Source organism: Streptomyces rugosispiralis (genome assembly GCF_024505145.1).
Taxonomy (GTDB): Bacteria; Actinomycetota; Actinomycetes; order Streptomycetales; family Streptomycetaceae; genus Streptomyces; species Streptomyces rugosispiralis.
Map to the genome: position 1 here is coordinate 78,229 of NZ_JANIAA010000011.1, position 17,274 is coordinate 95,502.

17 protein-coding genes and 1 pseudogene are annotated in these 17,274 nt (G+C 72.1%); 8 read left to right on the plus strand and 10 right to left on the minus strand.

Annotation, left to right across the window (positions count from 1 at the left end):
- Window positions 1–34: 34 nt before the first annotated feature.
- From NP777_RS19275 to NP777_RS19290, 4 genes and pseudogenes are all read left to right on the plus strand, one after another.
- Complete coding sequence (locus tag NP777_RS19275; RefSeq protein WP_305889918.1) at window positions 35–1,216, plus strand: FUSC family protein; 1,182 nt, start codon at window positions 35–37, stop codon at window positions 1,214–1,216.
- A gap of 73 nt (window positions 1,217–1,289) precedes the next feature.
- Window positions 1,290–2,066, plus strand: coding sequence for a VOC family protein (locus NP777_RS19280; RefSeq protein ID WP_256651403.1), 777 nt, complete (start codon window positions 1,290–1,292; stop codon window positions 2,064–2,066).
- Window positions 2,067–2,294: 228 nt separating this feature from the next.
- A pseudogene (locus NP777_RS19285) lies at window positions 2,295–2,848 on the plus strand (DUF2243 domain-containing protein).
- On the plus strand, window positions 2,848–3,726 hold the full coding sequence (locus tag NP777_RS19290) for a cytochrome c oxidase assembly protein (protein ID WP_256651404.1): 879 nt from the start codon (window positions 2,848–2,850) through the stop codon (window positions 3,724–3,726). Before NP777_RS19285 ends, NP777_RS19290 begins: the two are co-directional and overlap by 1 nt.
- Before the next feature lie 150 nt (window positions 3,727–3,876).
- On the opposite strand, the gene NP777_RS19295 is transcribed toward NP777_RS19290, so the two are convergent.
- The 4 genes from NP777_RS19295 to NP777_RS19310 all read right to left on the minus strand — a co-directional run bounded on the left by NP777_RS19295 (window position 3,877) and on the right by NP777_RS19310 (window position 6,722).
- Window positions 3,877–4,569, minus strand: coding sequence for a GAF and ANTAR domain-containing protein (locus NP777_RS19295; RefSeq protein ID WP_256651405.1), 693 nt, complete (start codon window positions 4,567–4,569; stop codon window positions 3,877–3,879).
- A gap of 23 nt (window positions 4,570–4,592) precedes the next feature.
- Window positions 4,593–5,135: a gamma carbonic anhydrase family protein gene (locus NP777_RS19300; protein ID WP_256651406.1), complete on the minus strand. Its 543-nt coding sequence runs from the start codon at window positions 5,133–5,135 to the stop codon at window positions 4,593–4,595.
- A gap of 262 nt (window positions 5,136–5,397) precedes the next feature.
- Complete coding sequence (locus NP777_RS19305) at window positions 5,398–6,066, minus strand: DedA family protein (RefSeq protein WP_256651407.1); 669 nt, start codon at window positions 6,064–6,066, stop codon at window positions 5,398–5,400.
- A 203-nt stretch (window positions 6,067–6,269) separates the two neighbouring features.
- Entirely contained in the window at window positions 6,270–6,722 is a 453-nt protein-coding gene (locus tag NP777_RS19310) for a DUF4442 domain-containing protein (protein WP_256651408.1), read from the minus strand.
- A gap of 94 nt (window positions 6,723–6,816) precedes the next feature.
- On the opposite strand from NP777_RS19310, the gene NP777_RS19315 reads away from it, so the two are divergent.
- Window positions 6,817–7,974, plus strand: coding sequence for a hypothetical protein (locus tag NP777_RS19315; protein ID WP_256651409.1), 1,158 nt, complete (start codon window positions 6,817–6,819; stop codon window positions 7,972–7,974).
- 86 nt (window positions 7,975–8,060) lie between these two features.
- The gene (locus NP777_RS19320) at window positions 8,061–9,365 is read left to right on the plus strand and encodes an MFS transporter (protein ID WP_256651410.1); all 1,305 of its coding nucleotides are present in this window, start codon (window positions 8,061–8,063) and stop codon (window positions 9,363–9,365) included.
- On the opposite strand, the gene NP777_RS19325 is transcribed toward NP777_RS19320, so the two are convergent.
- From NP777_RS19325 to NP777_RS19335, 3 genes are all read right to left on the minus strand, one after another.
- Window positions 9,352–10,197, minus strand: a complete 846-nt coding sequence (locus tag NP777_RS19325) for a spermidine synthase (RefSeq protein WP_256651411.1) — start codon at window positions 10,195–10,197, stop codon at window positions 9,352–9,354. The two genes, NP777_RS19320 and NP777_RS19325, sit on opposite strands and share 14 nt — an antisense overlap.
- Before the next feature lie 76 nt (window positions 10,198–10,273).
- Complete coding sequence (gene tuf / locus NP777_RS19330; protein WP_256651412.1) at window positions 10,274–11,449, minus strand: elongation factor Tu; 1,176 nt, start codon at window positions 11,447–11,449, stop codon at window positions 10,274–10,276.
- 97 nt (window positions 11,450–11,546) lie between these two features.
- Complete coding sequence (locus tag NP777_RS19335; RefSeq protein ID WP_256651413.1) at window positions 11,547–11,699, minus strand: hypothetical protein; 153 nt, start codon at window positions 11,697–11,699, stop codon at window positions 11,547–11,549.
- A 252-nt stretch (window positions 11,700–11,951) separates the two neighbouring features.
- Between NP777_RS19335 and NP777_RS19340 the strand changes: the two genes are divergently transcribed.
- A complete protein-coding gene (locus NP777_RS19340) occupies window positions 11,952–12,701 on the plus strand; it encodes a TVP38/TMEM64 family protein (RefSeq protein ID WP_256651414.1) in 750 nt (249 codons plus the stop codon).
- A gap of 113 nt (window positions 12,702–12,814) precedes the next feature.
- On the opposite strand, the gene NP777_RS19345 is transcribed toward NP777_RS19340, so the two are convergent.
- Window positions 12,815–14,371, minus strand: a complete 1,557-nt coding sequence (locus NP777_RS19345; protein ID WP_256651415.1) for an MFS transporter — start codon at window positions 14,369–14,371, stop codon at window positions 12,815–12,817.
- Window positions 14,372–14,695: 324 nt separating this feature from the next.
- Here NP777_RS19345 and NP777_RS19350 point away from each other — a divergent pair, with 324 nt between their 5' ends.
- Window positions 14,696–15,568, plus strand: coding sequence for an undecaprenyl-diphosphate phosphatase (locus tag NP777_RS19350; RefSeq protein ID WP_256651416.1), 873 nt, complete (start codon window positions 14,696–14,698; stop codon window positions 15,566–15,568).
- A 268-nt stretch (window positions 15,569–15,836) separates the two neighbouring features.
- On the opposite strand, the gene NP777_RS19355 is transcribed toward NP777_RS19350, so the two are convergent.
- Window positions 15,837–16,493 carry an HAD family hydrolase gene (locus tag NP777_RS19355; protein WP_305889920.1) on the minus strand — a complete coding sequence of 219 codons (657 nt, stop codon included), beginning with the start codon at window positions 16,491–16,493 and terminating at the stop codon, window positions 15,837–15,839.
- A 51-nt stretch (window positions 16,494–16,544) separates the two neighbouring features.
- Window positions 16,545–17,165: a flavin reductase family protein gene (locus NP777_RS19360; RefSeq protein WP_256651417.1), complete on the minus strand. Its 621-nt coding sequence runs from the start codon at window positions 17,163–17,165 to the stop codon at window positions 16,545–16,547.
- Between the last annotated feature and the right edge of the window lie 109 nt (window positions 17,166–17,274).

Consider the following 17,274-nt stretch of genomic DNA (forward strand, 5'->3'; position numbering starts at 1 on the left):
CATAAGCCGACGTGCCCCAGGAACCCACTACGCCATGGGGCAGGTGAACGAGAAGCTGTACATGGTGCGGGCCGAGGCCCGGGGGATCGTGAACGCCGTGGCGCGGGCGTGGCAGGGGCCGGGGCGGGACCGGGACCTGCTCGTGCAGTCGCTCAAGGCGGCCGGGGCGGCCACCCTCGCCTGGGCGGTCTCGGGGTGGTGGCTGAAGGACCCGGTGGCGCTGATGGCGCCGTGGGTGGCGGTGGTCCTGGTCCAGGCCACCGTCTACCGCTCGCTGTTCAAGGGGTTGCAGCAGCTGGTGGCCATCGCCGTGGGCACGCTGCTGGCGGCGGCGGCCGAGGCCCTGACCGGGAACATCCTGATCTCGGTGGCCCTGGTCCTGCCCGTCGTGATGCTGCTCAGCAACTGGCCCCGCCTCGGCGACCAGGGCATCTACGGCCCCACCACCGCGCTGTTCACCCTCACCTCGGCCCCGGTGTCCGGCCTCACGGTCTCCCACCGGCTGCTCCAGGCCCTGCTGGGCGCCGCGATCGGCATCGCGGTCAACGCGCTGATCCTGCCGCCGGTCCATCTGCGGAACGTACGGGAGAACCTCAGCGGCCTCGCGCGCGGCGCCGAGGGCGCCCTCGCGGGGATGGCCGAGGGACTGGCCCGTGACGACTGGTCCGAGGAGACCGCCGCCGACTGGCGGCGGCTGTCCGATCGCCTCCAGCAGCGGCAAGCGAGCCTGCGATCCGCCCGGCTGTGGAGCCATGAGAGTCTCAGGCTCAATCCCGGCCTGCCGTGGAAGTCGCGCAAGAGACTGCCACCGCTTCCCGCCGAGAGCGAGGACCAGCGGTGGGGAGCGATCGTCGCCCAGATCGGCGGGATCACCAGCACCATGATCGACATCGCCGACGAGAACCGCGCCATTCCCTCCCCCGACCAGCGGGCGCTCGGCGACTACGGCCGGCTCCTGTGCGACCTGGCGACCGCGTGCGCGGCTCGGGCGGACCTGATCTGCCTGCCCTCCGCCCCCGAGGACGCGCACACCCGGCTGGAGGAGGGGCTGGACTCCGTGCAACGGCGCCACGACGACCTGCACAAGGTGCTCTGCGATCAGCGCGGCGTCTCCACCGCCACCACCGCCGTCCTCGGCACCCTGCTGGTGCAGGCCCAGAACATCTGGCATCACATCGCCCCGGACACCTGGCCCCGCGCCACCTCCCGGGCATAGCCCCCGGCCGGCGGGGTACATCGGTGCAGTCCCCCGCGGTGGTGTCGGGGCGGAGTCGTGAGGAGTGGTGCCCATGAAGCCGGTCGGCCAGGCACGGCCGGGATTCCCCTGCTGGGTGAGTCTCGCCGCCCCCAGCCTCCAGGAGGCGCAGGCGTTCTACACCGCGGTGCTCGGATGGACCTGGCACCCCACCGGACGGGGTGAGGAGTTCCGTACGGCGCTGTTCGGCGGAGCGCCGGTGGCCGGGGTCGGAGCGCTCGCGAACAGCCTCATGGGCGCGGTCGCCTGGACACCGTTCTTCGCCGTGGCGGACGCGGACGCCACCGCGGCACACATCCGTGAGCGGGGCGGCACCGTAGGTGTCGGCCCGCTCCCGTTCGGCACCGGCCGCCGCGCCGGACTGGCCGCCGACCCCGACGGCGCCGTCTTCGGCTTCTGGACGGGGGATGCGCTGCCCGGCTGGCCGGCGGGTCCGGAGGAGGGTGCCCCGGTCTGGCTGGAGCTGCGGACCCGCGACGCGTTCGCGGCCGCCCTCTTCTACGGCGAGGTCTTCGGCTGGGCGTCACCGGACGGCAACTGCTCCGTGGAGTACGAGAACGACGAGGTGATCGTGCGCGAGGAGGGCCGCAAGCTGGCGGTGGTCCACGGCGGCGCCGTCGAGCAGGCCCCCGACCCACGGGTCCGGCCACGCTGGTACGTCCACTTCCGCGTCCCCGATGTGACGGCCGCCGTGGCGGCGGCCCGCGCCGCCGGTGGCACGGTCGCCCTTCCGCCGGACGCCTCCCCCACGGGCCGTCAGGCGATCCTGTGCGACCCCGACGGGGGGCTGTTCACCGTCACCGCCGCCTGAGCGGACCGGCCTGACGCACGGCGCCGGCGGACGGCCCGCCCCGGCCCGCCCCACCCCGGTCCGCCCCAGCTCGCGCCACCCCGGCCCGCCCCGGCTCGCGCCACCCCGGTCCGGCTCGGCGAGATGGCGTAAAGACGACGCGGGCGCGTGAGGAAGCCGGTCCGGCCGGGAAGCCGTGGGGGGCGGAGAGCGCGGGGAAACCCGCTGTCGTCAGGACGGAGCGCGGTGATGACCACCACGGCGGAGGAAACCCGGGCCGAGCTGCCCGCGTCCCGCGTCATCCGGCTGCCGGGGATCGTGCTGGGGGTGGGGCTCGGCGGATTCCTCGACGGGATCCTGCTGACCAGTTGCTCCAGTGGCACCACATGCTCAGCAGCACCAACCAGGACCGCATCGGGGTGCGGTACTACAACCCGCACACCGTCTCAGGTCTGCGGATGAACACCGTGTGGGACGGCGTCTTCCACGCCGTGTGCTGGATCTCGGTGCTGCTGGGGCTGGCCATCCTCTACGCCCGGGTCACCCACGAACGGCGCCGGGTGTGGGGCTCCCGCGTCCTGTGGGGCTGGATCCTGGTCGGCTGGGGCCTGTTCAACCTCGTCGAGGGCGTACTGGACCACCAGATCCTCGGCATCCACCATGTCCGCACCGGCCCGGAGCAGCCGTGGTGGGACGCAGGCTTCCTCGTCCTGGGCGCCCTTCTGGTGGCCGGTGGCCATCTGCTGCAGCGCCGCGGGGCTCCCTCCGGCCCCGAGGCGCCCCGCGCCACCGGGCGCGTGTGATGGGTGGCGGCGCGGCGCACCCCGGCCATGGGCACGGCGGGGGCGGCGGCCCCCTGGACGTATGGCTGCCGGCCCTCGCCCTGCTGGGGTGTGCCGTCGCCTACGCGCTGACGGCCCGCCGCGCCCGGCGCCGTCACCCCGTCCAGGGCTGGCCGCTCGCGCGGTCGCTGAGCTTCGGGACCGGGCTCGTCCTGGTGGCCGTGGCGCTGCTGCCGCCGCTCGCGCCGTTCGCCCATGAGGACTTCCGCGGCCATATGGCCCAGCATCTGCTGCTCGGGATGTACGCACCGCTCGCCCTGGTGCTCGCGGCCCCGGTCACCCTGCTGCTGCGCGCCCTGCCCCCGGACCGCGGCCGACGGCTGACCGCCGTGCTCCGGTCCCGCCCCGCGCGGCTGCTCGGCCACCCCGTGACCGCCCTGCTGCTGACCACCGGCGGGCTGGTGCTCCTGTACTTCACCCCCGTCTACGACGCCACCGTGGGCCACCCCGGATGGCACTGGCTGCCCCACGCCCACTTCCTGCTCTCGGGCTGGCTGTTCGCGTATGTCATCGCCGGTCCTGATCCGGCCCCGGCCCGGCCGGGGGTGCCGGCCCGGCTGGTGGTCCTCGGCGTCGCCATCGCCGCCCACGCCGTCATCGCCCAGCTGATGTACGGGGGCTTCTGGGTGCAGGTGCGTGCCCCGATCGCCGAGGTCCGGGGCGGTGCGGAGATCATGTACTACGGCGGCGACCTCGCCGAGCTGCTTCTGGCCGCGGCCCTCGTCGCCACCTGGCGGCCGGTGCGGACGCCCCGGAGCCCGCGCGGGTCGCGGATGCCCCCGGTGCGGCGGCCGAAGGAGGGCGTCCGTGCTCCGCGGGCCCTGCCGAAATCCCGGTGACGGCGGGGGTTACCGCCGGAGGCCTCGGGGGTACCTGGGCGTCACGCCATCGGAGTGAGCCCCCGGGGGACCACGGTGGCCAGGCCCTTCCGGTCCAGACCGCGGGCCGGAAGTGCCGCTTCGGCTGATGCGTCGGCTCCGGCTGACGCTTCAGCCGTCGATTCCACCGCTCTCGCAGATCTGCCGGGCGATCTCCCGCAGCTTGACGTTGCGCTCCTGGGACACCCGCCGGATCAGTGCGAAGGCGTCGTCCTCGGTGATCTTGAGGCGTTCCATGAGGATGCCCATGGCCTCCCCGATGGTGTGCCGGGTCTGGATCGCCTGCTGGAGCTGATCGGCGGTGCGGGCGCTGGAGAAGGCGACCGCGGCGTGCGAGGCCAGCAGCCAGCCGGCCGTCTCGCTGGCCCTGGTGAAGACGGCGGGGCGTCGCGAGTAGAGGTTCAGGGCGCCGAGGTTCTCCTGCTCGGTGTAGAGCAGGAACCCCATCATGCTGCCGATGCCGAGGCTGCGGGCCTCGCTGACGAAATCCGGCCAGCGCTCCTCGGGCTCGGTGAAGTCCTTGATCCGGAACACCCGCTCGCCGTCCAGAAGACGGGCGGCGTCGAAACAGGGTCCCTCACGGAGCCGCCCCTGGAGCCGGTCCGACCGCACCACCAGCCCTTCGGTGGGCGCGAGGGACTCCACCCGGCTGCTGTGGAGCACCAGGATGCCGGCCGCGTCGCAGCCCTCCACGATGTCCACCGCGCACGCGCTGATCCGCTCCAGCGTGGCCTCCACGGACTCCTGCGCCAGCAGGTCCCGCGCCATGGTGGCCATGCGCTCGGCGAAGGCTTCCCAGTCCATGGGCACCATCCGATCACATTCGGCTATTCGCCGCTTCCGAGCGCTTCCCGGTACTGCTTCGCCCGGTCCGCGTACACCTGGGCGTTCAGTTTGATGCCCGCTCGCTCCTCGTCCGTGAGGGGGCGCTTCACCCTGGCCGGCACCCCCGCCACCAGGGAACCGGGCGGTATCTCCATCCCCTGCGGCACCAGGGCCTGAGCCGCGACCAGCGATCCCGCACCGATCCGGGCGCCGTTGAGGACCGTCGCGCCCATCCCGATCAGGACCTCGTCCTCGACCGTACAGCCGTGCACGACCGCGTTGTGCCCGACCGAGACCCGCTCACCGATCGAGACCGGGAATCCGGGGTCGACATGCACCGTGCAGTTGTCCTGGATGTTGCTGTCCGCGCCGAGGACGATGGGGCCGCCGTCACCCCGCAGCACCGCCTGGTACCAGACGCTCGATCCCGCCGCCAGCACGACATCGCCGATCACCACCGACGTGGGGGCCACGAATGTGTCGGGGGCGATCTGTGGCTCCTTCCCGTCGATGCCGAAGATCAAGGCGCGCACCGTCTCTCCCACCTGGTCGTTCCCTTCGCGTTCCACGCCCTGGCCGGCAGTTCCGGCAGAGCCCTACGGCCGGTCCGGCCGATCCGGTCCATGGGTGCCCGCCGCGTGGTGGGCTCCGCCCCAGGCCCCGGGGTCCGGGGCAGCGCCCGGGTTGTGGGAAGGGGCGGGGAGGGAAAGTGTCGATATGCGGCTGCCCCGCGTGGCCCGCCGCGGGCGGCAAGACCCGGCCGGCACCCCCAGGGTCCTTCTCCCGCGGAGATCCGTCAGCAGGACCCTAGTCCCCGGCCGGGACCGGCTCCGGCTCGGCGGTCTCGGAATCGGCCGCCGTGACGGCCGCGGCCTTGGACTTCTTGGAGCGCCACTTCATGACCAGCATCGAGCCGAGGCCGAAGAGCAGGGCCAGCACGAGCCCGAGCCAGGAGAAGCGCTTCAGCCAGTCCTCCGCGACCTTGCCCAGGGAGTAGATGACCGCGGTGGTGCCACCGGCCCAGACGATGCCGCCGAGCACATTGGCGATGAGGAACTTCCAGTACGGCATGCGCAGCACGCCCGCGAGCGGCCCCGCGAAGATGCGCAGCAGCGCGATGAACCGGCCGACGAAGACCGCCCACATACCCCACTTCTGGAAGGAGCGCTCGGCGGTGGCCACGTGCTCGGCGCTGAAGTGCTTGGGGAATTTTCGGCCCAGCCAGGCGAGCAGCGGCTGTCCGCCCTTACGGCCGATGAGATAGCCGATGGAGTCGCCGATCACCGCGCCCGCGATGGCGGACGCCCCCAGGATGTAGGGGTTGATGTGGTCCTGCGAGGCCGCCAGCAGCGTCGCGCTGACGAGGACGATCTCGCCGGGGAGCGGAATTCCCAGGCTCTCCAGGCCGATGACGATACCCACGAGCAGATACACACTGACCGCGGGCACGCTCTCGAGCCATCCCTCGATATGCAACGCCGGTTCCTCCCCATGTGGCGACCGCTTCCCGGCGTGCGCCGGACAGGAAGCGGCGCACGCTCGGAAGCCTACTCAATCGGAGCGCGGCCGCCATCATCCCCAAGTCGTGCTCCGGCCCGCGTCGGCTCCGGCGAAGGGAGGACGGACCCGGGGCCGGGCTCGGGGACGGGGAGGCCGGACTCGGGGCTGAGGAAGAGGGCTCAGGACTGGGGGCGCAGGGTCCACACGATGGACATTTCGCCCGTGACCGCACCGTCCTCGCGTGTGATCGCGACGTTCACCGGGAATTCAGGCCGCCGCCCCGCGTCCAGCTCGGCGACCACCTCGGCGGCGGGCCGGCCGAGGGTGGCGGTCGCGGTGACGGGCCCCTTGGCGAGCTTCTTGTAATCGATCTCGGCGCGCACGGCCAGCGGTACGGCGCGGCCGAGCTGATCGCCGAACGCCGCCAGCACGATGGCGCCGCTCGCGGACTCCGCCAGGGTGAACATGGCACCCGCGTGGGGGCCGCCGACGTGGTTGTGGAAGTCGGGCTGGTCGGGGAGGCACAGCACCGCGCGCTCGGGCGACGTCTCGCGGAACTCCAGGTTCAGGGTGCGCACCATGGGCACCGTGGCGGCGAGCATCTCACCGACGGAGGGCAGGGTTTCCGACATGCCCCGGAAGTTACCATCCAGCAGCAAGCGGGGAAAGGGCGGTCCACGGGGCAGCCGTAGCAGGTGTCGTCGGCCCCCTCTATCGTTACTGGCCATGTGGCCAGGACAGCAGCCGCCCGGGGGCGAGCAGAACAACCCGCACGATCAGAACCCCTATCAGCAACCGGGGTATCAGCAGCCGGGATACAACCAGCCGAACCCGTATCAGCAGCCGGGATACCAACAGCCGAATCCCTATCAGCAGCCGCCCCAGCAGCAGCCGGGACAGCCCGGTCAGCCGGGGCAGTACGGCCAGCAGGGACAGCCCGGCCAGCAGGGGCAGTACGGCCAGCCGGAGCAGCAGCCCGGTTACGGCCCGCCGCAGGGTCCGCCCGGCCGGCAGTGGGGGGCTCCGTCCGGCCCGCCCGGCGCACCCCGGCCGCCGCGCGACAACAAGAAGCGCACGACCACCATCGCCGTCGTCGCGGCCATCGCGGTCGTCGCCGCCGCGGGCATCACCGGTGCGCTGGTCCTGGGCAAGGACGACAGCGGCGGCGGTGACGAGTCGAAGGGGAAGGACAAGACGCCCGCCTCCACATCGGCCCCGGCCTCCGAGGAGCCGACCGAGGACCCGGGCGGCGGCGGTGCGGACAACCCGCGCGCCGGCGGTGACACCAGCGACGTCAAGGCGGTCATACCCGGCTGGAAGCCGGTGGTCAGCCCCAAGCGGCACAACGCCTTCGACGTCCCCCCGGACTGGACGGTCGAATCGCCGGGCCTGAGCACCGGTTTCGAGGACGACAAGGGCAAGCCACTCGTGGTCATGTCCGCTCCGGCGAGGTACAAGAAGGACTACTGCTCGGTCAAGGACAAGGACGGCTACGTCGACAAGAGCCACGCCGCCGGTGCGGGCTCGAAGGGCGCGCAGGGCGCCAAGAGCGAGGCGTCGGCCGCCAAGATCGAGGCCGAGAACTGGGTGTTCGCCGCCTTCGACCAGAAGCAGACCGGGACCCGCAAGGTCACCGACGCCAAGAAGTTCAAGAGCGCCCACGGCCTCGAGGGCTACACCGCGTCGGCCACCGTCACCGGCGTGAAGAAGACCGACAAGTGCACCACCGACGGCAAGTCGGTCACCGTGACCTACACGGACACCAACGGCGACTTCGCCACCTGGGTCCTGTACTCGGTCAAGGGCACCAAGGAAGAGGTCCCGGACTCGACCATCAAGAAGATCATGAGTTCGCTGCGGCCGGTGAAGTCGGAGGTCTCCTGACCCTCCGGCCGAAGGCAGGCGCCCTTCGCCCAGAGCGGCCGTAATTCGGTTGGACGCCGGGGCCCGCCCCCAGGGATAGTCCGGATGTGACGACTCCTCCGGCCCCGCGCATCCGACCGCGCCGCCCCGCGTGGGCCGGCCGCAACTACACACTGCTGACCACCGCCGCCGTGGTGACGGGCCTCGGAAACGCCGGAGCCCTCATCGCGGCGGCGTTCGCGGTGCTGGAGGCGGGCGGGGACGGCGGCGACGTCGGACTCGTGGCGGCGGCCCGCACCCTTCCCCTGGTCGTCTTCCTGCTGATCGGCGGCGCGGTGGCGGACCGGCTGCCCCGCCATCGGGTGATGGTCGCCGCCAACAGTCTCAACTGCCTCTCGCAGGCGGTCTTCGCCGTGCTCGTCCTGTCCGGCGAGGCGCGGCTGTGGCAGATGGCGGCGCTGTCCGCGCTCGGCGGCACCGGGCAGGCGTTCTTCTCCCCCGCCGCCGAGGGCATGCTGCTCTCCAGCGTCAAGGGCGAACAGGCCGCCCGTGCCTTCGCGCTGTTCCGGATGGGCATGAACGGCGCGCAGATCGGCGGGGCCGCGCTCGGCGGCGCGCTGGTCGCGGTGGTCGGGCCCGGCTGGGTGCTGGCCGCCGACGCCGCCGCGTTCGCGGTCGCGGGCGCCCTGCGGTCCCTGCTGGACGTCAGCGCCGTCGCCCAGCGGGAGCCCGGCGGCGGCATGCTGCGGGATCTGCGCGAAGGTTGGCGCGAAGTCGTCGGCCGGCCCTGGCTGTGGTCGATCATCGTCCAGTTCTCCGTCGTCAACGCCGTGGTGGGAGCGGCGGAGGCGGTGTTCGGCCCGCTGGTGGCCGAGGACCACCTGGGCGGGGCGCGTCCCTGGGGACTCGCGCTCGCGGCGTTCGGCGCGGGCACCGTTCTGGGTTGTCTGCTGATGGTCCGTTGGCGGCCGCGCCGGATGCTGCTCGCGGGCTCCCTGTGCATACTGCCGCTCGCCCTGCCGTCGGCCGCGCTCGCCGTCCCGGTGCCGGTGGTGCCGCTGGCCGTGGTGATGTTCGTGGTCGGGGTGTCGGTCGAGGTGTTCGGGGTGTCCTGGATGACCGCGCTGCACCAGGAGATCCCCGAGGACAAGCTGTCGCGGGTCTCGGCGTACGACTGGTTCGGCTCGATCGCCATGGTGCCGCTCGCCACGGCGCTCGCGGGCCCGGCCGAGGAGGCGTTCGGCCGGTCGGCCTCGCTGTGGGGGTGTTCGGCGCTGATCCTGGCGCTGACGCTGGCGGTGCTGACGGTCCCGGACGTACGGCGGCTGCGCCGGAGCGGGACCGAGCCCGTCGCCGAGGGCGGACCGGCCGCCGCCCCGGACACCGCCCCGGAGCCGGTCAGCCCACGCTGAACGCCCCGTCCGGCGGTTCGGGCGAGGGCGTGGCGTCCTCGTCCCGCACCGGCGCCGCGCCACCCGTGAACCGCTCCAGCGCCTCCCCGTACTCGACCCTGGCCGGAAAGGCGTCGGCCGCGGTCCGGCGGGCCAGCACGGCGACCGGCGGCTCGGACCGGGAGGCCAGCAGCACGGCGTTGCCGAACCGGCGGCCACGCAGCACCGACGGCTCCGCGATCAGGGCGAGGTGCGCGAACGCCGTTCGATAGGTGGCCAGTTGGGAGCGGAGGAAGGCGAACGGCGCCCCGTCGGCCAGATTCGCCACGTACCACCCGCCCGGCCGCAGCGCGCGGGCCGCGGCGCGGGCGTACTCGACGGAGGTCAGATGCGCGGGCACCCGCGAACCGCCGAAGACATCGGCCACGATGACATCGGCCGACCCCTCGGGCGCGGCCTCCAGCGCGGTCCTGGCGTCCTCGGGCCGCACCGTGACGCCCGCCCCGGACGGCAGCGGAAGGCGCTCGGCGACCAGTTCCAGCAGCCCCCGGTCGGCCTCGATCACCACCTGGTGGGAGCCGGGACGGGTGGCGGCCAGATAACGAGGCAGCGTCAGCGCCCCACCGCCCAGGTGCAGTACGTCGAGCGGGGCGCCGGGATCGGCGGCCGCGTCCAGGACATGGGCGATCCGCCGCGCGTACTCGAATTCGAGATGGCCCGGATCGTCCAGGTCCACATACGACTGCGGGGCGCCCTCCACCGTGAGCAGCCAGGCGCGCGGGCGGTCCAGGTCCGGCATCAGCTTGGCGGTGCCGCCGTCCACGGCGCGGCTCACGGGTATCGGCTCGTTCACCCTCTCATTGTGCCGTCGCCGGCACATGGCGGCCCGCTCGTCCGTCTCGGGGGGCGGACGAGCGGGCCGGTGATGGTCACGGCAGCACGGTGGTCACCGTCCCCGCGCCCACCGTGCGGCCGCCCTCGCGGATCGCGAAGCCGAGGCCCGGCTCCAGCGGTACGGCGCGGCCCAGCTCGACCGTCATGGTGACCGTGTCACCGGGGCGCGCCACCGCGGTGGCCCCGAGGTCCACGGCGCCGACCACATCGGCCGTGCGGAGGTAGAACTGCGGACGGTAGCCGGTGGACACCGGTGTCCGCCGGCCGCCCTCGGCCGCCGAGAGGACGTACACCCGCGCGGTGAAGCGCCTCCGCGGCACGACGCTGCCGGGCGCGGCCACCACATGGCCGCGGCGCACCGCGTCCCGCGCCACCCCGCGCAGCAGCAGCGCCACGTTGTCGCCCGCCTCGGCCGACTCCATGGACTTGCCGAAGGTCTCCACCCCGGTGACCACCGTGGCCACATCGGTGCCGGGCACCTCGACCCGGTCGCCGACCCGTACCGTGCCGCGCTCGATGGCGCCGGTGACGACCGTGCCGCGGCCGGTGATGGTCAGCACGTTCTCCACCGGTAGCAGGAACGGCGCCCCGGTGTGGCGCACGGGCGTCGGGACGTAGGTGTCCACGGCGTCCAGCAGCGCCTCGATCGCCCCGGTCCACCGCGGGTCGCCCTCCAGCGCCCGCAGCCCGGAGACCCGTACGACGGGCGTGGTGTCGCCGGGGTAGCCGTGCGCGGAGAGCAGCTCGCGCACCTCGAGCTCGACGAGGTCGGTGAGCTCGGGGTCGCCCGCGTCGGCCTTGTTGAGGGCCACCACGATGTGGTCGACGCCGACCTGGCGGGCCAGCAGCACATGCTCGGCGGTCTGCGGCATCACACCGTCGAGCGCGGAGACCACCAGGATCGCCCCGTCGATCTGGGCGGCGCCGGTCACCATGTTCTTGATGAAGTCGGCGTGGCCGGGCATGTCGACATGCGCGTAGTGCCGGGTGTCGGTCTCGTACTCGACATGCGCGATGTTGATGGTGATGCCGCGCGCGGCCTCCTCCGGCGCCCGGTCGATGCGGTTGGCCGGCACATAGGCGCCGCCGGTGCCGCGCTCGCTCAGCACCTTGGTGATGGCGGCGGTCAGCGTGGTCTTGCCGTGGTCGACATGGCCCATGGTGCCGATGTTCAGATGCGGCTTGGTGCGCACATACGTCTGCTTGGACATGCGACGGTCTCTCCTCGTCAGCGGGGGTGGGAAGCGCGGACCCCAGAACCTCGCCGACCCTCCCCCTGGGGGATCCGTCGGAGTTGTCCGAGGAGGGTCAGCTTCGGGCGCCGTCGAGGCAGGCGGCGGGAACGGCGGCGGGCGGGTCCGTGGTGAGGGCGGCGGCCGCGGCCGGAGCGAGAGAGGGGACGGCAGCCTTCGGCGCGTCCGCGACCGCGGACGTCGGCGTGAGGAAGGCGAGCCGGAACATGCTGCGATCTTCGCGCACTGTTCGGTCCGCGTCGAATGGTTTTCGGTGCGTTTCGGTACGAGCGGGGTGGGTGGGGCGGGTGGTTCGGAACCCCCTGGTTCCGCCATCAACGAGGTCCGGAACTCCCGTCGACGGGCTTCGGAACCCGTAGCCGGCGGGTTTCGGAACCTCCAGTCGACGGTCTGCCGACAATCGGACGACAACCCGACGACATCGCAGCCTCCGCCGGGTTCGGTCGGTTACGCTCCACCGATGCTCGATGTCGCCCCGCCGCCCGCGAGCCCGGCCACGCGCCGCGCCCGCGCCGTGCTCCTCTCGCCGTGGTCGCGGCTGGGGCTGCTCGCCGCGCTGCTCACCGGGTCCGCGATCGCGGTCTGGCTGTGGCAGCCGCAGCGGCTGCTGGCCCACGGCTGGCCGGAGTTGTCGGGCGGGACGGCCGTGGTGCTGTTCACGGCCGCGTACGGGGTGGGCACCGCCGCGCTGGTGCCCCGGCCGCTGCTTAATGTGGCGGCCGGTGCGCTCTTCGGCATCCAGGCCGGGCTGGCCACGGCCATCGGCGGCACGGTGATCGGCGCCGGGATCGCCTTCGGCCTCGGGCGGCTGCTGGGGCAGGACGCGCTGCGGCCGCTGCTGCGGGGGCGCTGGCTCACGGCGGCGGACCGGCAGTTGAGCCACCACGGGTTCCGGTCGATGCTGGCGATCCGGCTGTTCCCCGGCGTGCCGTTCGCCGCCGCCAACTACTGCGCGGCCGTCTCCCGGATGGGCTGGCCGTCGTTCCTGCTGGCCACCGGGCTGGGCAGTGTGCCGAACACCGCCGCCTACGTGGTGGCGGGCAGCCGCGCCACCACCCCCACCTCGCCCGTCTTCCTCCTCGCGCTGGCCTTCATCACACTGCCCGCCGTCGCGGGGGCGCTGGTGGCCTGGCGCAAACGCGGCCGTATCCGGCCCGTACGCCTCGGGGAGGACGCCGCCGCGGACGAGAGCGCACCGCCGCGGGGCTGACGGGCGGCCCCTCGGGGCCGACGGGCGGCCTCTCGGGGCCGACGGGCGGCCTCTCGGGGCCGACGGGCGGCCTCTCGGGGCCGACGGGGCCGGGGTACGTCAGCCAGGGTCCGTCAGCCACCGGCGGGTCCGGTGGCCGGGCCACCGGCGGAGGGCGACGTGGCCGCGGCGCGGGCGGACAGCGGCTCGGCGACGTCCTCCAGGGGACGCCGCTCCGCCGGAACCGCGAGGAAGAGGGCGACGAGCCCGGCGGCGACCATCAGCGTCGCCCCGATGGAGAAGGCCAGCGCGGTGTCGGCGACGACTCCGCTCGCCGTCAGATCCGAGAAGATCAGCGGTCCGCTGATGCCCCCGGCCGCCGTGCCGATGGCGTAGAAGAAGGCGATGGCCAGGGCGCGCGTCTCCATCGGGAAGACCTCGCTGACCGTCAGATACGCCGCGCTCGCACCGGCCGAGGCGAAGAAGAGGACCACGCACCAGCAGGCCGTCATCGTGGTCGCGTTGAGCCAGCCGTTGCCGAACATCCACGCCGTGATGAACAGCAGCGCACCGGAGAGGATGTACGTCCCCGAGATCATCGGCCGGCGGCCGACCGTGTCGAAGAGCCTGCTCAGCAGCAACGGCCCGAGGAAGTTGCCGAAGGCGATGACCGTGAAGTAATAGCCGGTGTTACCGCTGGGCACACCGAAGAACTTCACCAGGATCGAGCCGAAGCCGAAGGTGATGGCGTTGTAGAGGAACGCCTGCCCGATGAAGAGGGCCAGCCCCAGGAACGCGCGCCGGGGGTACGCCCGGAAGAGCGTCCGGGCGATCTCGACGAAGCCGGTGCTCTTCCGCGTGCGGATGGTGATGGCCTGGTCCGGCTCGGGGAGGCGCCGCCCGGTCTCGTCCTCGATCCGCCGTTCGGCCGCCGCGACCAGTTCGTCGGCGCCCTCCGCCCGGCCGTGGATGAACATCCAGCGCGGGCTTTCGGGGACGTTCCGCCGGACCAGCAGGATGACCAGGCCGAGGACGACACCGAGGGCGAAGGTGAGCCGCCAGCCGACGTTCAGCGCGAAGAAGTTCGTGTTGAGCATCAGCACGGAGAGCAGCGAGCCGCCCATCGCGCCGAGCCAGAAGCTCCCGTTGATGACCAGGTCGACGCGGCCCCGGTACTTGCTGGGGATCAGTTCGTCGATCGCGGAGTTGATGGCCGCGTACTCCCCGCCGATGCCGAAGCCGGTGAGGAAGCGGAAGAGGAAGAACCACCAGGCGGCGAAGGAGATGGCGGTGAGCGCGGTGGCGGTCAGATAGACCCCGAGCGTGATGAGGAAGAGCCTCTTGCGGCCGTAGCGGTCGGTGAGCCAGCCGAAGACCAGCGCCCCGGTGCATGCCCCGGCCACATAGAGGGCCGCCGCCATCCCGGTGACCTGCGCGTCGGTGATGGGCAGCCCGCTGCCGGGCTCGGAGAGACGGCTGGCGATATTGCCGACGACGGTCACTTCCAGACCGTCCAGGATCCATACGGTGCCGAGGCCGATCACGATCATCCAGTGCCAGCGTGACCAGGGCAGCCGATCCAGCCGTGCCGGGACCTCGGTGGTGATCGTGCCGCCCGGCCCGTTTCCGGTGCCGCCCCCGGCCCCGTCCCGCCGGCCGCCCTGTCCTCCGTCGTGCCCGATCGCGGCCATACGGTTCGGCTCCTCGGCTGTCCTCGACTGTTCGGCTGTCCACGGCTGCCCACGTGCTGCCCACGTGCTGCCCACGGCTGATCCTCACCAGGCGCCCGCGGCCCGGCGACCCAGCCCGAGTACCCAAGGTCAAAGCGCTGAACCGATGGTCCGACCAGGCCCTTGATGGGCCGCGCACCCGGGGACGCTACGCTGCCCCCACGACCGGCCGTTGATCCTCGACGGTCGGCTTCCCACTGACCGCCCCGCCTGAATCGGTCATGCCTGGACATCTGCGACCAGGAACCGAGCAGCGCACGATCAGCCTTGGATAGCGAAGACTCAATGTCGTGGTTTGAATCATTCATCCTCGGGCTGGTCCAGGGGTTGACTGAGTTTCTTCCGATCTCCTCCAGCGCCCATCTGCGGCTCACGGCCGCGTTCGCCGGCTGGAGCGACCCTGGGCCCGCCTTCACCGCGATCACCCAGATCGGCACGGAGCTCGCGGTGCTCATCTACTTCCGTAAGGACATCGTCAACATCGTGTCGGCCTGGTTCCGCTCGCTCTTCAGCAAGGAGTGGCGCGGCAACCACGATGCCCAGATGGGCTGGCTGGTGATCGTCGGCTCGCTGCCCATCGGGGTGCTCGGGCTCACCCTCCAGGACGCGATCGAGGGTCCGTTCCGCGATCTGCGCCTGATAGCCACGACGCTCGTGGTCATGGGCGTCGTGCTGGGCTTCGCGGACCGGCGTGCGGCCCGCGATGAGACGGGCGGCCGGCATCGCGTCGCCAACCAGCGCAAGACGCTCAAGGAGCTGAGCATCCGGGACGGGCTCATATTCGGGGTCTGCCAGGCGATGGCGCTGGTGCCGGGCGTCTCCCGGTCCGGCGCGACCATCAGCGGCGGACTGCTGATGGGCTACACCCGCGAGGCCGCGGCCCGCTACTCCTTCCTGCTCGCGGTGCCGGCGGTGCTGGCCTCGGGCGTCTTCGAGCTGAAGGACGCCTCCGAGGGCCATACCGAGTGGGGCCCGACGATCTTCGCGACGGTCATCGCCTTCGTGGTCGGCTATGTGGTGATCGCGTGGTTCATGAAATTCATCTCGAGCAAGAGCTTCATGCCGTTTGTGATCTACCGGATTCTGCTGGGCCTCGCGCTCTTCGCCCTCGTCGGCCTCGGTGTGCTGAGCGCGCACGCGGCCGAGTCGGCAGGCTGACGCACCTCTCGGGTGTCCACCGGTACCCGTCGGTATCCACGGGTATCCGCCGGCATCCGCCGGACAGGCAGGGAGATGGGCCGCCGGCCGAGGAGGGAGGAGTCCGGCGGCCCCTTCGCCCAGGGCTGGCGCCCCCTGAGCGGCATGGGACGAGTCAAGCGCCATGCCGGGCAGCAGGGAAGGGTGTGCGGTAGATATATGCAAGCACTCGCATCACACCGGGTGTGAATTCCTCACCCAGCGCACACCCCTGCCCTGAGCTGCGGCCTTACGGGGACGATGGCCCCGCCGGACCGGTGACGATCTCCACCAGCTCACTCAACGAGTCGATCCGCCAGTCCGCCATCGCCGCGTCGGCCGTATCGCCCCACAGATACGCCCACGGCCCCCGGCGGATATGCGCGGCCCGCAGCCCGGCGGCCTTCGCCGGGCGGGTGTCGAACGCCGGATAGTCACCCACGTACACCGTGTTCCCCGGCGCGGCGCCGCCGAGCTCCAGCACCCGCCGGAAGAACTCCGGATCCGGCTTGACGACCCCCCATCCACTGGACGTCGCCACGGCGTCGACCGGCAGCTCCATGCCCCGCAGCAGCTCCCCCATCCGCAGCGACTGATTCCCGGCCAGGACCACCCGCAGCCCGGACGCCCGCAGCGCGCCGAGCGCGGACCGTACGTCCGGGTACAGATCGGACTCGTCCAGCCACTCCCCCCGCCCCGCCACCTCCCGCGCCCGCCGCTCGGCCTCGATGTCCACACCCGGCCGCAGCAGCCGGATCGCGTCCCCGTCGTCCCGCCCCTGCGCGACGACGGCCCCCACCAGCGCGGACAGGGTGTGCCGGGGCACCCCGAGCCAGTCGGCCCAGGAGCCCCAGTAGCGGTCCTCGCGGACGAGGGTCGAGCCGATGTCGAACACCACGCTCTCCATCACCACACCCCCTTCCCACGGACACCTACGGCTTCCTACGGCCGGCAGCCCTCAGACCTTCTCCGGCCCCTGCCCCGCCCAGTCCGCGTAACGGATCCGGGCGAGATCCAGCACCTCACCGACCGTGCCCCATTCGTTCTTCCCCAGCCGGGACAGCGGCCGCAGCCGTGTGATCTCCGCATGCCCGTCGACCATCACCTCGTCGTCGATCACGGCGTGCACCACCCGCCCGAAGACCACCGTCGAGTTCCCGAGCCCCATCGTGCTGTGCACCACACACTCCAAGGCCACCGGCGACCCCGCCACCCGAGGCGGCTTCACCCGCAAGCTCGCCTCCTGCTCCACCCCCACCGCCTCGAACTCGCTCACCCCGTGCGGAAAGTCCGTCGCGGTCGCGTTGACCTGCTCGAACAGCCCCTCGGGAGCGAGGTTCACCACAAACTCCCCGGTGTCCTCGACATTCCGCAGCGAATCCTTACGCCCCACGGAGGTGAACTGCACGACGGGCGGAGCCACGGCCGCCACGGTGAAGAACGAATGCGGGGCGAGGTTCGCGGCACCGTCCTGGCCGACGGTCGACACCCAGGCGATCGGCCGAGGCACGATGACCGAGGTCAGCAGCTTGTAGAAGGGAGTGGCGCCCATGGTCTCGGGATCGAAATCGATACGCATGCGCCCCAGTATCCGCTGGCCGCGACGGCGCGTCCCAGCGACGGTCCGCGGTCTCGCCGTGAGCTGAGCCCGCATCGTCCGCATCTCCTTCTCAGCGATACCTCCATTG

What these genes read in the sequence shown, in the direction of transcription:
- NP777_RS19355 (WP_305889920.1), bottom strand. Translation starts at nt 16,493, where the DNA reads ATGGAGAGCGTGGTGTTCGACATCGGCTCGACCCTCGTCCGCGAGGAC.
- NP777_RS19360 (WP_256651417.1), bottom strand. Translation starts at nt 17,165, where the DNA reads ATGCGTATCGATTTCGATCCCGAGACCATGGGCGCCACTCCCTTCTAC.
- NP777_RS19315 (WP_256651409.1), top strand. Translation starts at nt 6,817, where the DNA reads ATGTGGCCAGGACAGCAGCCGCCCGGGGGCGAGCAGAACAACCCGCAC.
- NP777_RS19310 (WP_256651408.1), bottom strand. Translation starts at nt 6,722, where the DNA reads ATGTCGGAAACCCTGCCCTCCGTCGGTGAGATGCTCGCCGCCACGGTG.
- NP777_RS19275 (WP_305889918.1), top strand. Translation starts at nt 35, where the DNA reads ATGGGGCAGGTGAACGAGAAGCTGTACATGGTGCGGGCCGAGGCCCGG.
- NP777_RS19290 (WP_256651404.1), top strand. Translation starts at nt 2,848, where the DNA reads ATGGGTGGCGGCGCGGCGCACCCCGGCCATGGGCACGGCGGGGGCGGC.
- NP777_RS19345 (WP_256651415.1), bottom strand. Translation starts at nt 14,371, where the DNA reads ATGGCCGCGATCGGGCACGACGGAGGACAGGGCGGCCGGCGGGACGGG.
- NP777_RS19350 (WP_256651416.1), top strand. Translation starts at nt 14,696, where the DNA reads ATGTCGTGGTTTGAATCATTCATCCTCGGGCTGGTCCAGGGGTTGACT.
- NP777_RS19295 (WP_256651405.1), bottom strand. Translation starts at nt 4,569, where the DNA reads ATGGACTGGGAAGCCTTCGCCGAGCGCATGGCCACCATGGCGCGGGAC.
- NP777_RS19340 (WP_256651414.1), top strand. Translation starts at nt 11,952, where the DNA reads ATGCTCGATGTCGCCCCGCCGCCCGCGAGCCCGGCCACGCGCCGCGCC.
- tuf (WP_256651412.1), bottom strand. Translation starts at nt 11,449, where the DNA reads ATGTCCAAGCAGACGTATGTGCGCACCAAGCCGCATCTGAACATCGGC.
- NP777_RS19280 (WP_256651403.1), top strand. Translation starts at nt 1,290, where the DNA reads ATGAAGCCGGTCGGCCAGGCACGGCCGGGATTCCCCTGCTGGGTGAGT.
- NP777_RS19335 (WP_256651413.1), bottom strand. Translation starts at nt 11,699, where the DNA reads ATGTTCCGGCTCGCCTTCCTCACGCCGACGTCCGCGGTCGCGGACGCG.